Origin of the sequence: Nocardia sp. CS682 (genome assembly GCF_004634405.1) — a bacterium.
Taxonomy (GTDB): Bacteria; Actinomycetota; Actinomycetes; order Mycobacteriales; family Mycobacteriaceae; genus Nocardia; species Nocardia ninae.
The window spans coordinates 7,113,369-7,131,735 of the sequence record NZ_CP029710.1 but is presented as its reverse complement, the minus strand read 5'-3'; the positions used below and the strand labels follow the sequence as shown (position 1 = coordinate 7,131,735).

The 18,367-nt window shown below is 67.3% G+C and carries 18 protein-coding genes; 5 read left to right on the top strand and 13 right to left on the bottom strand.

Annotation, left to right across the window (positions count from 1 at the left end; genetic code table 11):
- The first annotated feature begins 16 nt into the window (after positions 1 to 16).
- Genes rarD through DMB37_RS32260 form a run of 3 tightly spaced genes read left to right on the top strand, consistent with a single transcriptional unit; the run spans position 17 to position 1,695 of the window.
- Positions 17 to 952 (top strand): EamA family transporter RarD, encoded by a 936-nt coding sequence (gene rarD / locus DMB37_RS32270; RefSeq protein ID WP_135235894.1) that lies wholly within the window; start codon positions 17 to 19, stop codon positions 950 to 952.
- 28 nt (positions 953 to 980) lie between these two features.
- The gene (locus DMB37_RS32265) at positions 981 to 1,265 is read left to right on the top strand and encodes a type II toxin-antitoxin system VapB family antitoxin (RefSeq protein WP_135235893.1); all 285 of its coding nucleotides are present in this window, start codon (positions 981 to 983) and stop codon (positions 1,263 to 1,265) included.
- Positions 1,252 to 1,695 (top strand): type II toxin-antitoxin system VapC family toxin, encoded by a 444-nt coding sequence (locus tag DMB37_RS32260; protein WP_135235892.1) that lies wholly within the window; start codon positions 1,252 to 1,254, stop codon positions 1,693 to 1,695. The genes DMB37_RS32265 and DMB37_RS32260 overlap by 14 nt, the downstream gene beginning before the upstream one ends.
- Before the next feature lie 133 nt (positions 1,696 to 1,828).
- Here the strand turns inward: DMB37_RS32260 and DMB37_RS32255 are convergent, their stop codons facing one another.
- The 4 genes from DMB37_RS32255 to DMB37_RS40775 form a co-directional block, all read right to left on the bottom strand.
- A complete protein-coding gene (locus tag DMB37_RS32255) occupies positions 1,829 to 5,134 on the bottom strand; it encodes an arabinosyltransferase domain-containing protein (RefSeq protein WP_240771752.1) in 3,306 nt (1,101 codons plus the stop codon).
- A 151-nt stretch (positions 5,135 to 5,285) separates the two neighbouring features.
- Positions 5,286 to 5,819: a hypothetical protein gene (locus DMB37_RS32250; RefSeq protein WP_107655174.1), complete on the bottom strand. Its 534-nt coding sequence runs from the start codon at positions 5,817 to 5,819 to the stop codon at positions 5,286 to 5,288.
- 159 nt (positions 5,820 to 5,978) lie between these two features.
- Positions 5,979 to 7,307, bottom strand: a complete 1,329-nt coding sequence (locus tag DMB37_RS32245) for a DNA polymerase IV (protein WP_240772604.1) — start codon at positions 7,305 to 7,307, stop codon at positions 5,979 to 5,981.
- A gap of 68 nt (positions 7,308 to 7,375) precedes the next feature.
- Entirely contained in the window at positions 7,376 to 7,525 is a 150-nt protein-coding gene (locus tag DMB37_RS40775) for a hypothetical protein (RefSeq protein ID WP_167769006.1), read from the bottom strand.
- A 244-nt stretch (positions 7,526 to 7,769) separates the two neighbouring features.
- Between DMB37_RS40775 and DMB37_RS32240 the strand changes: the two genes are divergently transcribed.
- On the top strand, positions 7,770 to 8,654 hold the full coding sequence (locus tag DMB37_RS32240; RefSeq protein ID WP_135235890.1) for a UTP--glucose-1-phosphate uridylyltransferase: 885 nt from the start codon (positions 7,770 to 7,772) through the stop codon (positions 8,652 to 8,654).
- Between the two features lie 73 nt (positions 8,655 to 8,727).
- Here DMB37_RS32240 and DMB37_RS32235 read toward each other — a convergent pair whose 3' ends face one another.
- Together DMB37_RS32235 and DMB37_RS32230 are read right to left on the bottom strand one after the other, a co-directional pair.
- Positions 8,728 to 9,231 carry an NlpC/P60 family protein gene (locus DMB37_RS32235; RefSeq protein WP_135235889.1) on the bottom strand — a complete coding sequence of 168 codons (504 nt, stop codon included), beginning with the start codon at positions 9,229 to 9,231 and terminating at the stop codon, positions 8,728 to 8,730.
- A gap of 293 nt (positions 9,232 to 9,524) precedes the next feature.
- Positions 9,525 to 10,175 (bottom strand): TetR family transcriptional regulator, encoded by a 651-nt coding sequence (locus DMB37_RS32230; RefSeq protein WP_135235888.1) that lies wholly within the window; start codon positions 10,173 to 10,175, stop codon positions 9,525 to 9,527.
- Between the two features lie 43 nt (positions 10,176 to 10,218).
- Between DMB37_RS32230 and DMB37_RS32225 the strand changes: the two genes are divergently transcribed.
- Positions 10,219 to 10,635, top strand: coding sequence for an ester cyclase (locus DMB37_RS32225; protein ID WP_135235887.1), 417 nt, complete (start codon positions 10,219 to 10,221; stop codon positions 10,633 to 10,635).
- Positions 10,636 to 10,730: 95 nt separating this feature from the next.
- Here DMB37_RS32225 and ileS read toward each other — a convergent pair whose 3' ends face one another.
- The 7 genes from ileS to pgeF form a co-directional block, all read right to left on the bottom strand.
- Complete coding sequence (ileS, locus tag DMB37_RS32220; RefSeq protein ID WP_135235886.1) at positions 10,731 to 13,865, bottom strand: isoleucine--tRNA ligase; 3,135 nt, start codon at positions 13,863 to 13,865, stop codon at positions 10,731 to 10,733.
- Between the two features lie 275 nt (positions 13,866 to 14,140).
- Complete coding sequence (locus DMB37_RS32215) at positions 14,141 to 14,341, bottom strand: hypothetical protein (RefSeq protein ID WP_107655168.1); 201 nt, start codon at positions 14,339 to 14,341, stop codon at positions 14,141 to 14,143.
- A 66-nt stretch (positions 14,342 to 14,407) separates the two neighbouring features.
- Positions 14,408 to 15,265 (bottom strand): DivIVA domain-containing protein, encoded by an 858-nt coding sequence (locus tag DMB37_RS32210; RefSeq protein ID WP_107655167.1) that lies wholly within the window; start codon positions 15,263 to 15,265, stop codon positions 14,408 to 14,410.
- A 68-nt stretch (positions 15,266 to 15,333) separates the two neighbouring features.
- Positions 15,334 to 15,636: a YggT family protein gene (locus tag DMB37_RS32205; RefSeq protein ID WP_107655166.1), complete on the bottom strand. Its 303-nt coding sequence runs from the start codon at positions 15,634 to 15,636 to the stop codon at positions 15,334 to 15,336.
- An 89-nt stretch (positions 15,637 to 15,725) separates the two neighbouring features.
- A complete protein-coding gene (locus DMB37_RS32200; RefSeq protein WP_135235885.1) occupies positions 15,726 to 16,517 on the bottom strand; it encodes a cell division protein SepF in 792 nt (263 codons plus the stop codon).
- A gap of 187 nt (positions 16,518 to 16,704) precedes the next feature.
- Positions 16,705 to 17,478: a YggS family pyridoxal phosphate-dependent enzyme gene (locus tag DMB37_RS32195; RefSeq protein ID WP_135235884.1), complete on the bottom strand. Its 774-nt coding sequence runs from the start codon at positions 17,476 to 17,478 to the stop codon at positions 16,705 to 16,707.
- Entirely contained in the window at positions 17,478 to 18,203 is a 726-nt protein-coding gene (gene pgeF, locus DMB37_RS32190; protein WP_135235883.1) for a peptidoglycan editing factor PgeF, read from the bottom strand. The genes DMB37_RS32195 and pgeF overlap by 1 nt, the downstream gene beginning before the upstream one ends.
- Positions 18,204 to 18,367 lie beyond the last annotated feature (164 nt).

Here is an 18,367-nt window from a genome sequence, read left to right as displayed (position 1 = left end):
AAGTAGCGTCGGAAGCGTGCAGCGAAGCAGGACTATCCCGGGTGTTGCGTTCGGTACGAGCGCGTTCTTCCTCTGGGGTTTGTTCCCCGCTTTCTTCGGGTTGCTGGCGTTCGCCGGTGCGGCCGAGGTGGTTGCGCAGCGGATTCTGTGGACGTTGGTGTTGGTGCTCGCGATGCTGCTGGTGAGCGGACGCTTGCGCGAGCTACGCGGCATCGGCGCGCGGATCTGGCGGTTGGCCGCGGTGGCGTCGGCCGCGATCGCGATCAACTGGGGTGTGTATGTGTTCGGCGTCACGTCAGGGCACGTCGTGGAGTGTGCACTCGGGTACTTCATCAACCCGTTGGTGACGGTCGCGTTCGGGGTGCTGATCTTTCGCGAGCGGCTGGCGAAGGCGCAGTGGGCCGCGCTCGGGCTCGGTGCCGCGGCGGTGGCGGTGCTCACCGTCGACTACGGCAGGCCGCCGGTCATCGCGCTGGTGCTGGCCTGCTCCTTCGCGACGTATGGCCTGGTGAAAAAGGTGATCCCGCTGGACGCTGTGCGTGGCATCGCCGCCGAGGGTGTGGTGGCCGCGCCGTTCGCCCTCGCCTTCGTGGTCGTGCTCGCCCTGACGGGGCGCAGCGAATTCGGTTCCAGCACAGGGCATGCCGCGCTGATGGTGGCCACCGGTCCGGTCACGCTCATCCCGCTGCTGCTGTTCGCCGTTGCCGCCCAACGTGTTCCGCTGTCCACCATGGGGCTGCTGCAATACCTCACCCCGGCCCTCCAGATGGCCTGGGGCGTCGCCGTCGCGCACGAACCGATGCCCGCCTCCCGCTGGGCCGGCTTCGCCCTCATCTGGACGGCCCTGGCCCTCTTCACCGCCCACGCCCTGCTGCGCGCCCGCCGCACCCACCGCGAGGCCCGCACCAGCACCATTGCTGCCGAATCGCAGCCCAAATCGGCGGATGCATAAATCTGCACGGCGGAGTACAGTGATCTGCATGCGGACGACTTTGGATCTGGACGATGCGCTGCTGCGCGCCGCCAAACAACAGGCCGCTCGCGACGGACGAACCCTGACCAGCCTGATCGAGGAGGCGTTACGCATGCTGCTCGAAGACCTCAGCGCACGAGACACCGCACGGATGGACATCGTCCTACCGACGGGCGGCGGCGACGGGGTCCAGGTCGGCATCAACCTCGCTCAGTGGAACACGGTCCGCGACGCCGGTTACGAGGACGACGACGCACGCCTGCGATCGACGTTGTCCGATGCTGCTTCCTGACGTCAACGTCCTGGTCTACGCGTTCCGGGTCGAATCACCCGACCATGCCGCCGCGCACGACTGGCTGACCACGCTGGTGAACGGACCCGCCACCTTCGCATTGAGCGAGTTGGTGCTCAGCGGGTTCGTTCGCGTCGTCACCAATCCGCGCATCTTCCGGACGCCGACCCCACCGGACCAAGCCCTCCAATTCACCGAGATCCTGATCGGCGCACCGAACTCCCGTCCCGTGCGCCCCGGACTTCGCCACTACGAGATCTTCGCGCACCTGTGCCGCACCATCGACGCCCGAGGCAACGACGTCGCCGACGCCTACCACGCCGCCCTGGCCATCGAGTCCGGCAGCGAACTGATCACCTGCGACCGCGGGTTCGCCCGCTTCCCCGGCCTACGCTGGCAGCACCCGTTCGCGGTGCAGTCGAAAGGCTGACGCACCAAAGGGTTTGATGGCCCTTCGCAGGTAGCGCCGGGAGCCAGCACCGGCCGCAGACCTTTTCGGCGCGCACACACCCGCTATACGGGATGTGCGCCTCGCACAAAGGGTGCACGGCCCGCAGTCCGGCCTACCAGGCGGTGTTGATGTGGCCGGGGGTCCAGGTGCCCCAGCGCTGGGTTTCGTCGATGGTCACCTTGGCGGGCTGGGCGTTGGGGTCGAGGGGTAGGTACTGCTCGATCGAGCCCCAGTCGCGGTCCCAGTCCTGGTCCAGATAGGTGGGCAGCGCGCGAGCGGTGAAGAGCAGCTGGGTCCAGCCGAGTGGACCGCCACCGTTGTGGTCCTGCCACAGGTTGGTGATGGTCGCGCCGTTGCGGTCCGGCAGGATTCGGTAGGTCGGCAAGTCTGCGACGCCCGCGTGAGTGGGCACCAGGTTCTGGCAGGGGAAGTTCAGCACGACCTCCCAGTCCAGCAGCACCGGTGTCCGCGAACCCACCACGGCCGTCAGGGTTTTCGTCTGCGGCACCCGCGGCGGCGTCGCCGCGAGCCACTGGTCCTTGCCGAGATCCTTGTCGCTCGCGACGATCCGGACGACGTCCGCGTCACCGGGCAGCTGGTCCAGCGGGACACGCATGTTGCGCCACGACGGGGACGGCCCGATGTCGATCGGGTCCACACTGCCGAGCGCGAGCGCCGTGCCGTCGGATCCGGCGCGGCCGTACTCTAGGCGCAGGTCCTGGCCGGGGTGGACGATGCCGTCGCTGTCGACGTGCCGGATCCGCCCGGCGACCGCGATCGAGATGATGTCGCCGCGACTTCCGTTGGTGGCGTTGGGAAGCCGGTACCACCCGGTGGTCAGCTCCGCCGGCACCTGGGCGCCGTCGCGGTAGCTACCGAGCACCGGCGTGGTCGCCGGGTCGAGTCCGAAGGGCAGCGGGACGCTGCTGCCGTTGATACCCGCACCCGACGTACCGGTCTCGGACCCCGGCGATTTCGATCCGGCCTTCGGATCGGCCGCATCGTCGGAGCCGGCGCTAGCGACGGAATTCGCCTTGCCCGTGGTGGATTCGATCTCATCGGAGGTGAGATCGGCGGCTACCCCGTTCGGTGTGAAGCCGGTCGACTCGGCACCGGCGAGCGCGGTCGCGGCATCACCGGCCAGCGGTGGCAGCACCGACGCGTTCGGATCGGTCTCGATCAACACCTTGTCGGCGAGGCCGCAGCCACCGGAAAACGCGGCGGACAGGTTCGATTGCGCCATCGAATACGACGGATACTGCGCCACAGCCGCTTTCGCGAACGACAGCACCTCGAACGCCACCATGGCGGCCGCGACGACGGCAAGCACTGGAACGCGGGCGATTCGCCCCGGCACCGAGCCTGCGCGGGGCTGTGTCTCCGGCCGAATGTGGAACCAGGCCGCGACCGCGAGCGCCAGCACCGACAGCCCGGCGGCGAAGGTCGACAGCCCGAAGCCTGCGAAGGTCGGCGGCTTGTCCCACCACGGAATTCCCCACGCCGAGACGTACCAGTAGCCGTTGGCGCCGACAAAGGTCAGCGCGAGCGCGAAGAAGACAGCGGTGGCGAACAGCGCCCGGTTACGCAGCGGCCGCATGACGGCGGGGCTGATCGAGACGGCGGTGAGCGCCGCGACACAGGCGGCCAACCCGGCGAACACGCCGAACTGGTGGGTCCACTTCGTCGGGGAGAACATCATCAGCACCATTGCGGCGACGGTGATGCCGACCAGTCTGCGTCCCGGTCCGAGGGCGGTCCCCGGAATGCGGCCGCCCCGGCGCAGCATGGTGGCCACGCAGACTGCGAGGCCGAGCAGCAGCATGAACATACCGAACCGCCGGGTGAGCCAGCCGTCGGCGTTGATCTGCAGCAGGTACTGATAACGCAGGAACTCGAAGAACCAGGACTCCCCGGGGCCGATTCGCCCGTGCACATAGAACATTTCGAGCGCGCCGGCCAGGGTCCGATCCGCGAAGACCACGGTCAGCACGGCCAGTCCGGCGGCGAGCAACGGCAGCAGCAAGGAGAGGTACCCGGCGCTCTTCGCCCGCTGCACGATCACGGCGGTGACTGTGCGTGCTCCGGCCGCGAGCGCGCCGACGCAGATCAGGCCCGACGGTGCGACGGTCAGGGTCAGCGCCGCGACGATGATCGCGAACGCGTAAGGCAGCAGACGGCGGGTGGCGATGGCGCGTTCGACCGAGGCCCAGGTGAGGATTACACCAAGCGCCACAAAGGGTTCCGCGCGCAGGCCGTTGTTGTACGGCATCCAGAACGCGAGGAAGACCAGTGCGCTGGTCCACACCACGATCTTGTCGAAGCGCAGGGCGATACCGAGCCGGGGCAGGATCTCGCGACTGATCACCCACCAGGTGAAGACACCGACGAGCAAGGTGGGCAACCGAACCCACGGACTCACCGACGACACATGGGTCAGCAGCGAGATCATGTCGGTGTACGGGGTGTAGAACGGTCCCTCGTCGACGCTGAACCAGCGGTAGTAATTCGACATGAACCCGGAGCTCTGCGAGGCGCGAGCCATGCCCAGGATATAGCCGTCATCGGAGGTATTGGCCCCGATGAAGTGCCACACCAGCAGCGTCGCGAACACCACGTAGTCGGCAGGCTGCAACCGCCACCAACGGGTGGGCAGGAACCGCCGCGACTTTCGGCCGTCAGCACTGTCCAGGTGGTACAGCGCGACCAACGCGACCAGCGTCGCCAACACGGCCAGCACGATCGCGGCCAGCTTCCACGGCGTCGGTGAGGCCGAAAAACGGGAATCCACTTGCACATTCACCTGCAAGCCCGCCGGCGCCGCACCGGTCAGGTCACTGAAGACACCGACAACCTGCGGACGGATGTCGGTGGTGAACTCCTTGCCCGAATCCGCGACACCCGTTGCGGTGACCGTGCTCCGCTGCGTATCCATCTCGACGTGGACCGCGCAGGATCCATTGCGGACCGCGCTCAGCGGCGCCGACCACAGCAGCGTGTTGCGCGACACCACGTCGACCCGGCCCGCGCGATCCGCGGCATCGGGCACGACTTTGACGACGAACCCGTAGCGCTCCAGGTCGGGCGACTGCCGCGGAATGGTCGACACCACAACGCCACCCGAGTCGGCGAGCGCGTCGAAGGCGGCGCACGGAATCTCGGCGGAGAGATCCATCGGCGCGTAGGTCAGCAGCGGCGCCGTCACCGAGGTGACCGCCGCCGTTTGCGGCCACGCCACACTGGATTGATCCTGCTCGACCGGCAGGAACGGAATCGACGCGGCGGCGAGGATCGCCAGCAGCCCGCTGACGATTGCCAGCAACCTGATTCGGCGAGCGACGCCGCGGTGCGCTCCGGAATCCTGCGGCTCCTGGTGTGCCGGCGGTTGGGCGGATTCACGCACAGCGTCACTGACAGTCACGACGCTGGATGCTAGCGCGTAATCATCGGATGACACAGAGTCCCAGCTATCGGCGCCCGAATCACGTACTCAGCCTGCATATTCGGTCACCGTCTCGAACGAAGACCGTTGTCGCGGCCGGCTCGCTGGGAGCCGGCCGCGACGGCACGAACTAGCTGCAGGCCGTGGAGGTCTGGCCCAGGTTGGTCAGCATGGCGCAGGCCCAGGACTTCTGGATCTTCCACTTGCCGTTGTCGGCGACGAAGGGCACGTCGACGAGGTTCTCCTGGCCGTTGACCACGAACTTGGCCTTGGCGTTGACGCTGTCGCCGAACTCGGTCACATCGGTGACCTCGATCTTCACGTCGGCGCCCTTGGCGGCCTGCGAGAGGCGATCCGGCAGGGTCGGGTCGGCCTCGGCACCCTGGACACCGTCCAGCTTCTCCGACGCCGGAACCGCCGGGTCCAGCGCGCGGGCCAGTGCGGCGTTCAGCTCCGCGACTGTCGGGACCGGCGGCAGGTTCGCAGCGGCCGACGCCGACGCCTTGGCGCTGGTCGACGTCTTGGCGGCCGGCTTGCTGTCCTTGTCGTCGCCGCACGCGGTCATACCCAGCGCGGCAACGATGGCCAGGCCGGCGATCGCGATGCGTCCAGTCTTACGAAGCTTCAACTGCTCGTCCTTTGCGTTCGAGTAGGTCCGTGTCATGTCCACCAATGGCAGCCTCCACCCGACCGGCGGCGCTGCACGAGCTCCCAGGCTACCGGCACAGAGGACCACCGCGTGGACCCACACGGGACTGACTGATGTCGTCGGCAGCGAACGTACGCGGTGGGCTCGGCGATGTCGAGCGCTGCGCCGACCCGGTCACCGCAGACTGTGCAGCGGATCGGCTCTGCTCAGGCCCGGGTCGTCGGCGGCGAAGGTGCGGGCCGGGCCAGGACCGGTCGAGCGAGTCTCGAATCGCACGGTGACGACGCCGTATCCACCCCCTTGGACCCAGCCGTGGCCGTACTCGGAGTGTTCGACGTCCATGCCGGGATGCCAGAGCGGGACCGACAACGCGGTCGCGAGCGGTAAGGTCGCCGGTGCCTCCGCCGCCGGTTCGGCCGGCGCGGCGGCCTGTTCCCAGACACCGTCCTCGGCGACCGGCGCCTGATCCAATTCCGGAAACAACGACTCCTGCCGCACCGTGGACAATCCGCCGTAGCCGACCCCGACCAGCCGGATCGGGCCGAGCTCGGTCGGGTCGATCGCGGAACGCTGCGCGGCGGTGGACAGCGTGGTGAGATCCTCGGTCGCGTACGGCAGCGTGAACGAGCGCGTCACGATGCTCATATCCGACTTCTTCAGCTTGAGCACCACGGTGCGGGCGGCGCGCCCGTCGGCGATCAGGCGACGATGCGCCGACGCGGCCATCGCCTCGATCGCCGGGCGCAGCTGCGCGAGCGTCACGATGTCGGTCTCGAAGGTGGTCTCGGCGCTGATCTGCTTGGCCTCGGCCCGCTCGGCGACCGGTCGATCATCGATACCGCGTGCGAGGCGATGCAGCGCGGCGCCGACCGCACCGCCCAAGATCGATATCGCCTCCGATTCCGGTAGCGCGGCGAACGCACCGACCGTCTCGATGCCGAGCGAGCGCAGTTTGTGCTCGGCCACCGGGCCGATCCCCCACAGCTTCCGGACCGGCAGCGCGGCCAGCATCTGTGCTTGTTCGACCGCCGAAACCACCCGGATACCATCGGGTTTGGCGAGTCCCGAGGCGATCTTGGCGAGCTGCTTACCGGTGCCCGCGCCGACGGACGCGGTCAGGCCGGTGCGTTCGCGCACCGCGGCGCGCAGGTCGGCACAGAACTCCTGTACCTCGGCCACCGTGGCCCCGGCCAGTTCGGCGGGTTCGCCGAACGCCTCGTCGAACGAGAGCGTCTCCAGCACCGGGATTCGGCTGCGCAGTGTGTCGAACACCTGCCCGCTCAGCACGCCGTACACCGCACCGCGCGGCGGCACCACCACCGCGGTGACGCCGACCAGCCTGCGCGCCTGATGCATCGGCATCGCCGAACGCGCGCCGTACACCCGCGCCTCGTAACTGGCGCCCGCGACGACACCGCGCCCGCCGATGCCGCCGACGAGAACCGGGCGCCCGCGCAACGTGGGACGCGTCAACTGTTCTACGGACGCGAAAAACGCATCCATATCGATGTGCAGCACCCAGCGCCGGGCAGTGCTCTGTGCGTCGGCGCGCGTCAGTGGATGCTGTGCACTCACCGTGGTTTCGCCGAAGATTTCCTGGACGTTGGTACGCGCACCGGCAGCACGTCGGCGGTGCGCCACACGAACTCCCCCAGCCAGGACGAATTCGCCAGACGCTCCGCGGGCACCCGGTCGGCGACAACCGCCTTGTCCGTACTCACATTCGGAAATCTACGCCCGCCCACCGACAGCATCGGGCAGGCACCGACGCTGTGTGGTGACTGCGCACTAGCTGTCGGTTTCCTGTAGCGATCCGAAGCGACGCAATTTCTATCTTGAACGGACAACCAGCCCACGACCTGGGCAGATATCACCCGCCCGGCCGCACTACACGGTTTCGGTAAACAGTTGACGAAGCGCGGGGACCGCCCTTGCCGCACAGCTTCATGTGTGATGATCGGACCTATGAAGATCCGCAAGGCCGTGATCCCGGCCGCCGGTATCGGTTCCCGGCTCCTCCCGCTGACCAAGGCCATCCCGAAGGAGATGCTGCCGGTCGGCGACAAGCCGGTCATCGAACATACGGTCCGCGAGCTGGTCGCGTCGGGCATCACCGACATCACCATCGTGGTCAGCAGCGGAAAATCGTTGATCCAGGACCATTTCCGCCCCAACCCCGCGCTGGTGGCCCAGCTACGCGCGGACGGCAAGACCGCCTACGCCGACGCGGTCCAAGAGGTGGGTGAACTGTCCAGGCTCGGCCACATCACCTACCTCGACCAGCACGGCCCCTACGGTAACGGCACCCCGGTCCTGAACGCGGCCCGCAATCTGGGCGACGAGCCGATGCTGGTGTTGTGGCCCGACGACGTGTTCGTCGCCGAGGTGCCGCGCGCCCAGCAGCTGATCGACGCCTACGAGGCCACCGGCGCCCCGGTGCTCGCGCTGATGCCGATGGACCCGGCCGAGTCGCAGCGCTACGGCGTCCCGGTCGTCGCCGACGACCAGGGGCACGGCCTGTTGCGCATCACCGGCCTGCGGGAGAAGCCCAAGCCGGAGGACGCGCCGTCGGACTTCGCCGCGATCGGCGGCTATGTCGTCACTCCCGGCATCATCGACGAACTGCGCGCGCAGACCAAGGCCTGGTACGAGCACCGCTCCGGCGAGGTCTACCTGACCGACGCGATCAACGTGCACGCCGCCGAGAACCCCGTCTACGGCCAGGTGATCCGGGGCCGCTGGTACGACACCGGCAACCCCGCCGACTACCTGGTCGCCCAGTTCGCCTCGGCGCTGGCCAACCCGCAGTACGCCCCACTGCTGCGCAGCCTGGTCGACGAGAAAGACTGAGCCGCACACATCCTGATGTCCCGCGGATCGAATCGCCTGCGATTTCCACTGCGGGACATCAGCGGATGTGCGGCTAGAAACGGCGAATGGCGTAGATGTCGAACTGCTTGAGCGGGCTGAGGCCGACGGGTACGCCCCAGTCGTAGGCGTTGAAGATCTGGCCGAAGCCGGCGTAGATGCCGACGTGCGAGCCGTCGGTGTTCAGCACCACCACGTCACCGGGCGAGAGCGCGTAGTACGGGACGGGTGCGCCCGCTCTGGCCTGCTCCCAGGTCGTGCGCGGAATGCGGACGCCGACCTGCCGGAACGCCCATTGGACCAGGCCGGAGCAGTCCCAGGTGAACGGGCCGGTGCCGCCCCACTCGTAGGGCTTTCCGGTCTGGGAGACGGCCGCCGCCAGCGCACCCACCCCGTTCGAGCTCGGCAGCGGGATCGCGGCCGAGCCGGAGGCGGACAGGGATTGGGCGCTGCCGGTAGCGCTACCGGTGTCCGACCAGCCCGGACCCGCCAGGATCAGTGTCGCGGCTGTCGCTAGGAGGAATCCGAAAGCGATGCGACGCAAGGGTTTTCTGTTCACGTGCTCGTCCCTTCCGGCGGCCCGGCGCGCGGGCCACCATCCGGCGGTCCCGGCTGACGCCTGGGTCGAGCAGCGCCACAGGGGCCGCAGCCGCCGTGTCCGGCGAACAAACACCTGGCACAGCGCGTTCAGGTAGGACAACTCACGAACTCACTACTGCCCCAGAAGTCGATCTCCGCAACAGCAGCACCATCTTCGATTCTGCCGTGCCGCTTGAACGAGCAACCCCGGTTCAGCAAATTTCTGGCATGTGATCTACATCACATATGATTCGAGCGCAGGTAAGCCACAAGTTAGTCGGCGCCCGCTTCGGCAATGGCGGCGCGCACCAAAGAGCGGGCCGCCCAGCTCATCGTCTCGGTGGCCGCGGCGACGTCGAGCCCACAGGTGTCGCGGGTGGATACCAGGGCTTCGACCCCGAAGACCAGCGTCACCGCGTTCACCAAGCGCTCCATCCGCTCGGCCGACAACGTGTCCCGCAACGGCGCCAAGGCGACCCGCGCCATCTCCAGCCGGGTCACACCGCGCACCGGAACCCGTTCCGCCTCAGCGACATCGATCTGACCGAACCAGCGATCGAGGGTTGCCCGCAGTACGCCACGCCACACCACTTCGTCCGCGAACTGGAAGGCGCAAACCTCGCGCACCACTCGGTCGATGCGCTGCTCCGGATCATCGGGCAGGTCGTCGAGGAAGTCGGGAAAGCCGCCGGTGGTCCCCGCCTGCCGGGTGGCCATGTCCGACCACAGCGACTGCGGGTTCGGGAAGTACCGGTATGCGGTGGCGGTGGAGACCTTCGCGGCCTCGGCGACCTCGGCGATCGAGGGCGAGTGACCGTGGCGAGCGAGTTCCAACGCGGCCGCGAGCAGGGCTTCCCTGGTGCGCATCTTTTGATTCGCCGCTCGGCCGCTATTGAGAATCTCATCTCGCCGTGAGAAAGTCATCTCACCACGATAGCAGATTCTCACTTTCAGGAGGGCGTGGCCGATGACACGTGAAGAGATGGACGAGCTGTTCGAACGGCACTGCGCGGCGGAGGCTGCCAACGATGTCGACGCGATCATGGACACCCTGGCCGAGGACGTCGAGCACGATGCCGTCGGCGATCCCCAGGGCACCCTGCGCGACCCGGCCGCGATCGCCCAGCGCTACCGCGACCTGTTCGACGCGATCAGCGAGGACAAGATGGAAACCGTCCACCGGTACTACGGCGAGGACTTCTTCGTCGACGAATCCCATTGGTACGGCCGGGCTACCGGCACGTTCCTGGGCATCCCCGGCGGCAACCGCCCCATCGATTTCCGGATACTGCACGTCTGCGAGATCCGCGACGACAAGATCAGCCGGGAGAATGTCTGGCTGGACACCGCCGCGATCATGCAGCAGTTGACGGCGCCGGCCTGATGGGCGCCTACAAGGCCGCCGAACGCGGGATCGCGGTGCAGCAGTCGGACCAGCCAGGGCGGGACCATCTGGTCCCGCCCTGGCTACTCGACGTGTCAGGCCTTGGTGACCTGCGCCCGCACTCCCCCGACCAGATCGGCAGCGTCAGCCCCCGCATCGCCGAAGGTGAGGGTGGTGGCGAGGATCTCGCCCGCGATCAGCGCGCGGTGCGTCTCGGCCCACCCGGCCCGGTCGGCCGGTACCTCGAGCAGCACCGAGATGCGATCGGAAACGTCGAGGCCCAAGGACTTTCGGGTCTCCTGCAGATCACGGATGAGGTCGCGGGCCCAGCCCTCGGCCTCCAGTTCCTCGGTGACCACCGAGTTCAGCACCACCAGGCCGGCATTGCCGGGCAGGGCGGCGGTGGACTCGGGTTCGGCGGCCACCAGGCGCTGGGTGTATTCCTCGGGGAGTAGGGCGATTCCGGCGGCGGTGACGACACCGTCGGCATCGGCGGACCATTCGCCTGCCTTGACCGCTTTGATCACCGTCTGCACGTCCTTGCCGAGGCGCGGGCCTGCGGCACGGGCGTTGACGACCAGTTCGAACCGGCCGTGCACGGCGACGTCGGTGGTCAGGTCGACCTTCTTGACGTTCACCTCGTCGGCGATGATGTCGGCGTAGGGCGCGAGCCGCTCGGCGTCGGCCGCGGCGATGGTGACCTCGGCCAGCGGCAGCCGCACCCGCAGGTTCTGCGCCTTGCGCAGGCTCAGCACCGTCGAGCAGACCACCCTGGCCTCGTCCATCGCGGCCACCAGCTCCGGATCGGCGGGCAGCTCACCGTCTTTGGGCCAATCGGTCAGGTGCACCGACTCGCCACCGGTGAGCCCACGCCAGATCACCTCGGTGATCAGCGGCAGCAGCGGCGCGGCCAGCCGGGTGACCACCTCGAGCACCGTGTGCAGCGTGTCCACCGCATCCGGCTCCTCGCTCCAGAAGCGCGAACGCGACCGGCGCACATACCAATTGGTGAGCGCGTCGGCGAATCCGCGCAGCTGCTCGCAGGCCCCGGCGATGTCGTAGGCCTCCAGCGCCTCGGTCATCGCGTCGCGGGTTTGCGCGAGCTTGGCCAAGATGTAGCGGTCCAGCACGTTCGGCGAATCCGTGCGCCAGGTACCCGGTTTCGAGGCGTACAGGTTCAGGAACGTCCACGCGTTCCACAGCGGCCGCAGCGCATGGCTGACGCCCTCGCGGATGCCGCGCTCGGTGACGATGAGGTTGCCGCCGCGCAGGATCGGCGAGCTCATCAGGAACCAGCGCATCGCGTCGGAGCCGTCCCGGTCGAACACCTCGTTGACGTTCGGGTAGTTGCCCTTGGACTTGCTCATCTTCAGGCCGTCGTCGCCGAGCACGATGCCGTGTGCGGCAACGGTTTTGAAGGCGTGGCTGTCGAAGAGCGCGGTCGAGAGCACGTGCAGCGTGTAGAACCAGCCGCGGGTCTGCCCGTTGTACTCGACGATGAAGTCACCGGGGAAGTGGCTGTCGAACCACTCCTTGTTCTCGAACGGGTAGTGCACCTGGGCGAACGGCATCGAGCCCGACTCGAACCAGCAGTCGAGTACCTCGGGCACCCGGCGCATGGTCGACTGCCCCGTCGGGTCGTCCGGGTTCGGCCGGGTCAGCTCGTCGATCATCGGGCGGTGCAGGTCGTCCGGGCGCACGCCGAAGTCGCGTTCCAGCTCGTCGAGCGAGCCGTACACGTCCATCCGCGGGTAGGCCGGGTCGTCGGAGACCCACACCGGGATCGGGCTGCCCCAGTAGCGGTTCCGGCTGATGTTCCAGTCCCGCGCGCCCTCGAGCCACTTGCCGAACTGGCCGTCGCGGATGTGCTCGGGCACCCAGCTGATCCGCTGGTTCAGCTCGACCATCCGGTCGCGGAACTTGGTCACCGCGACGAACCAGGACGGCACCGCCATGTAGATCAGCGGCTGGCCGGAGCGCCAGCTGTGCGGGTAGGAGTGCTCGATCGTCTCGTGCCGCAACAGCTTTCCGGCGGCCTTGAGGTCCTTGATGATGACCGGGTTGGCGTCGAACACCATCAGGCCCTCGTACGGCGGCACCATCGAGGTGAACTTGCCGCCCGGGTCCAGCGGCTGCACGATCTCGATGCCGTTGGCCGTGGCGACGTCCATGTCCTCCTCACCGAATGCCGGTGCGAGGTGCACGATTCCGGTACCGGAGTCGGTGGTCACGTAGTCGGCGTTCAGCACGCGGTGCGCGCGCGGGTGGCCGGCGAAGAAGTCGAACGGGGGCTCGTAGGACAGGTCGGTGAGCGCGGCGCCGTCGTACTCACCGAGAGTCTCGGGCTCGTCACCGAATTCGCGGGCGTAGTGCGACACGCGTTCGGCCGCCAGCAGATAGCGCTTGCCGTCGGCGGCGCGCAGGTGCACGTAGCGGATGTCGGGGTGCACGGCGATCGCGAGGTTCGACGGCAACGTCCACGGGGTGGTGGTCCAGATCAGCGCGTTGGCGCCGTCCAAGGCGTGCAGCGGATGCTCGGCGGGGACACGCAGCACCATGTCGACGGTGACCGCCGGGTCCTGGCGCATCTTGTACGCATCGTCGAGGCGGGTTTCCTGATTCGACAGCGGCGTCTGCTCATACCAGCTGTAGGGCAGCACCCGGAAGCCTTGATAGATCAACCCCTTCTCGTGCAACGACTTGAACGCCCACATCACCGACTCCATGAAGTCGAGATCGAGTGTCTTGTAGTCGTTGTCGAAGTCGACCCAGCGCGCCTGACGTGTCACATAATCGCGCCATTCACCGGTGTAACGGAGCACGGAAGATTTACAGGCCGCGTTGAATTCGGCGAGGCCCATCTCGTCGATCTGTGATTTGTCCGTGATACCGAGCTGTTTCTCCGCTTCGATTTCCGCGGGCAATCCGTGACAGTCCCAGCCGAATCGCCGGTCGACCCGCTTGCCGCGCATCGTCTGGAAACGCGGTACCAGGTCTTTGACGTATCCGGTGAGCAAATGCCCGTAATGTGGCAGACCGTTGGCAAACGGCGGTCCGTCGTAGAAGACGAACTCCGCTGCCCCGGAACGGTTTTCGATGCTCGCGCGGAAGGTGTCGGCGGCCGCCCAGGCGTCTAGCACGCGGCGCTCCATCGCGGGGAACGCCGAGCCCGTGCCGACACCGAGGTCCACGCGCGGGTATCCGCTGTTGCTGGAAGTTTGGTCCGCCATCGCGGGTGCGTCTCCTCGTGCCGTTTACGTTGGCACGGGGACGATGCCGACGCCGGTGCGTCGATACCGCGGTACCACCCCGCTTGTCCGGCCAGAGCGGCCGAACCTCTCGTTGTGAGCTGTGACGGGCTCACCCGTTCGGTTCTACTGGGCACCGCCGCCGAGCAGGCCGCGGGTGCTGTTCTTCCGAAGGCTCCCCGGTGATGGCCGGATCAACACCATGTTCATGTTTGATTCTAGCCAGTGCGGTCAAACCTGATTACGGTGCCGCCTACCTAGCGCTTGGCGTGACGCCCCGGCGGTGGCGCGGCGTCCTCGTCCGGCCGACGCATAGACAGCGCACTGACCAGTAACAGCACGGCGCCGAGCACGCAGACCAGGATGCAACCCCACGCCCAGATCACCGATCCGGTGGTGAGCGCGGCTACCAGCAGGGCGAAGCCGACGGCGGCAAGTACGAGCGTCAAGACGAGCATGGTGACCCCAGGCGGCTCGACAGTTTCTTCAATTGTACGAACTGTGGTGCGCTCGAGGCGAGCGGGTTACTTGCCACCCTTGGCGAACGAGGCGGGCTGCAGGTTGTTGGCCGTGTTGGCGTCCGCGAAGGCCTCGCCACCGTCGACCGGGACCGCAGAGCCGCGGTTCTCCAGCTCTTCGAGCTGCGATTCCAAGTAGGACTTCAGCCGCACCCGGTACTCGCGCTCGAAGGTCTTGAGCTGCTCGATCCGGCTCTCCAGCACGCTGCGCTGCTGGGTGATGGTCGCCATGATCTCGGTGTGCTTGCGCTCGGCATCGGCCTGCAGGGCGTCGGCTTTTTCCTTCGCCTGGCGCAGCTGGTTGTCCGAACGGGACTGCGCGTCCGACAGCATCGCGTCGGCCTTCTGGCGCGCGTCGGCGATCATCGCCTCGGAGCGGGTCCTGGCATCGCCGACGAGACGCTCGGAGTTTGCCCGCGCGTTCGACAGCAGGTTTTCCGCTTCCACCTTCGCGTCGCTGGTGAGCCGATCCGCCATCTCCTGGGCGAGGCTGAGCACCTTCGCGGCCTGCAGGTTGGCGTCCGCGCTCGGGGCTTCCTTCGGCGGAGCCGGGGCGGGCATCGGCGCGGGCGGGGCCTGCTGGACCGGGGGCTTGATCGGCTCCGGCTGCGGCGGCGGGGCCTGCTGGACAGGCGCTTTCACGTTGTTCGGGCCGACCGGGCCGCGATTCTTCTTGGCATCAGCAAGTTCTGCGTCGAGTTCGGCGACCCGCTGACGCAGGTCGGCGTTTTCCTCGATCAGACGCGAGAGTTCCTGCTCGACGAGATCCAGGAAGGCGTCGACTTCATCCTCGTTGTAGCCGCGCTTCCCGATCGGCGGTTTGCTGAACGCGACGTTGTGCACATCGGCTGGAGTCAGCGGCATGGAAGGATCCCTTCACGCGTCTTTTGGAGATCTAGCAGATCTAGCAAGCTACTTCATGGCCCATTCTGTCACACCGGGGTTGCCGACTGCCCAAGGCTGCCCACGATCGACATCAAGATGAAGACGATGAAAAGCAGGACCATAATCGACAGATCCAGGCGAATTCCTCCCAGGGACACCGGTGGTATCAAGCGCCTCAGGAGTTTCACCGGCGGATCGGTGATCGTGAAGATCACCTCGAGGATGACGACAACGACACCGGTCGGGCGCCAGTCGCGCGCGAAGCTTCGGATGAACTCGACGATCACCCGGCTGATCAGCAACAGCCAGAAGATGAACAGTACGAAGTACAGCACCGCGAACAAGGCCACGAGTTCACTCTGCCGCAAAATCCGCTTTGCGCAAAATGACCGCGCCGCCCCACCTGCGACCGGTCTGCAACGCCCCCCAGATCACGACCTTATTTCTGGTTGTAGAAGCCGGTTTCGGCGATGCGTCGGCGTTCTTCGGCTGATACGTCGACATCGGCCGGTGAGAGGAGGAACACCTTGGTGGCCACCTTGTCGAACGAGCCACGCAGCGCGAACGCGAGCCCGGCGGCGAAGTCGACCAGGCGCTTGGCGTCGGCGTTGCTCAGCTCGACCAGGTCCATGATGACCGGGTTGCCCTCGCGGAACCGCTCGCCGATGATCCTGGCCTCGCTGTAGTCGCGCGGGCGCAGTGTCGTGATCTTGGACAAGGGGCCTCCGTCCTCGAAGATCCCCGGCCTGCGCGCGGGTGCCGGCTCGGGGCGCACGCGCTCCTCCAGCCGTCGCTCCTCGGCGTCGGGATCGACCGCGAGCGCACCACGGGTGGTGCCCCGCAGCGGCGGCGGCGCGGTGCCGCCCGCGCGGAACCGGCCGGACGAGGGCGCGGCGTCGATGCGGGTGGGCCTGCGGGCCGGCTCGTAGCGGTCCTCGCCGTAGGGCTCGTCGGCGTACTCGTCACGCCGGGATACCGGGTAACCGCCCTTGTAGGGCGACTTGTAGGCGGGTTCCGGGTAGTCGGCGTCCTCGCGGTCGAAGCCGTCGGCGCCGTAAGGGTCCGCGCCGTAACGATCTTCGACATAGCGGTCGGAGTAGTCACGGGGCCGAGGGCGACGGACACCACGCTCGTCGCTACCCCGCGGGGCACGATCGTCGACGTAGTCGTCCTCGTAGTCCTCGAGCGGAACCATGCCAAAGTACGCCTTGAACTTGTGCAGCGTGCTCATTACTGCACCTCGCTGACGCTCGGCGCAGTCATGACCACGATCGTGGCTGCGTCGAGAACTCGCTCGCTCCGCTCGCTCATGTTGGTCGACCTTCCTTCGGCCCCGGTGGCGGCCGGGTGTTGAAGTCTTGCTCAGCCCTCGTCTGTCTCAAGCATATGTGTCGAATGTGACTGATGAGGTTTCTTTGCTACGCCGAGGTTATCGGTCGAGCGCCCATCAAGGCGGTACCGACACGCACACACGTGGCGCCGTGTTGGATGGCAGATTCCAGATCGCCCGACATTCCTGCGGAAAGTTCTGTCGCACCGGGATGCTCGGCGAGCAGCAGGGTGTGCAAAGTCGCAAGTCGTGCAAATGCGGCATCAGACTCAACCCCCAATGGCGGAATAGCCATCAGACCGGACAGTCGTAATCCCGCGGACGCCGCAATATGTTCCGCGAGCCGGGCCAGCTCGTCGGGTGCGACACCGCCGCGAGAAGGGTCTTCATCCAGGCTCACCTGCAGCAGGACGCGTACCGGCTCGCTGCGCTGGCCCGCGTCCAACGCGGTGCGCGCACCGGCGTCAAGTGCCGTTGCCAGGCGTTCGCTGTCGACCGAATGCACGGTGTGTGCCCAGCGCGCGACCACACGTGCCTTGTTGCGCTGCAGGCGTCCGATCATGTGCCACTGGACATCCGGGAGTCCTTCGTCACTGTCGGCCGCCTGACGGACCAAAGATGGCAGTGCTGCCACCTTTGCGGTGGCCTCCTGCTCGCGCGATTCGCCGAACTCGCGGCGGCCCAAGCGATACAGGATCGCCACATCCTCGGCCGGGAAAAACTTCGTCACGGGGAGTAGACGCACCGAGTCCGGCGCGCGCCCCGCCGCGAGGCATGCCGCGTCCACCCGCTGCAGCAGCGCCGAGAGATTGGTGGCCAGCTCCGCGGTGCGCGCGTCGACTTGCGCCGCAACCTCATTCACTACCGCGCCTCCGACCAGATGACACTGCCGAGCCGGCCGGTCGGCGCGCCGCGGCGATGACTGAACAGCGTGTGGTCCTCGATCGTGCAGCGCGGGTCGATCGCAACCCCGTTGACCCCTGCCTCGAGCAGCTGCCTGCTGATACCGGCCCGCAGGTCCAGCGACGGAGTCTTGCGCACCGTGGTGGCGGCGCTGCCCGGCAGATGCTTCTCCACATCGGCGCGCATCGCGGCGGGCACCTCGTACTGCCGCCCGGACGCGGCGGGTCCGAGGAACGCGCCGATCCGATCCAGCCGAGCGCCGACCGACACCATCGCCTCGAGCACCCGAGGCACGATCCCGATCCGCGCCCCGATCCGACCGGCATGCACGGCGGCGATGACCCCCGCCTCGTCGTCGGACAACAGCACCGGCACACAGTCGGCGGTCAACACCACCAGCGCCAGCCCCGGCACCCTGGTCACGATCGCATCGGTGGCGGGCACCGGCTCATCGCGCGGCCCGTCGATGATCTCGACATTGCGCCCATGAATCTGTTCCATCCACACCAGCCGGTCGGGCGTCAACCCGATCCCCTCGGCCAGCCGATCCCGATTGCGGCGCACCGCCGCCGGATCGTCGCCCACATGATCACCGAGATTGAACGACTCGTACGGCGGGGCCGAGAACCCACCCGCCCTGGTCGTCGTCACCCGTCGAACGGTCAGCGTAGGAGCAGAAGTCATGCCCCCGAGCGTAGTCAACCGTCCCGGCCGGCCGATCGCACAGAGCTCCCGTTCCCCGCACCGGGCCCGCCGGTTCTATGACCTGACGGAACGCGCTGTGAGATCAACAACTTTCGCTCGCCGCGACCACGACGGACCGCGTCGGGTACGACGAAGGCCCTGCA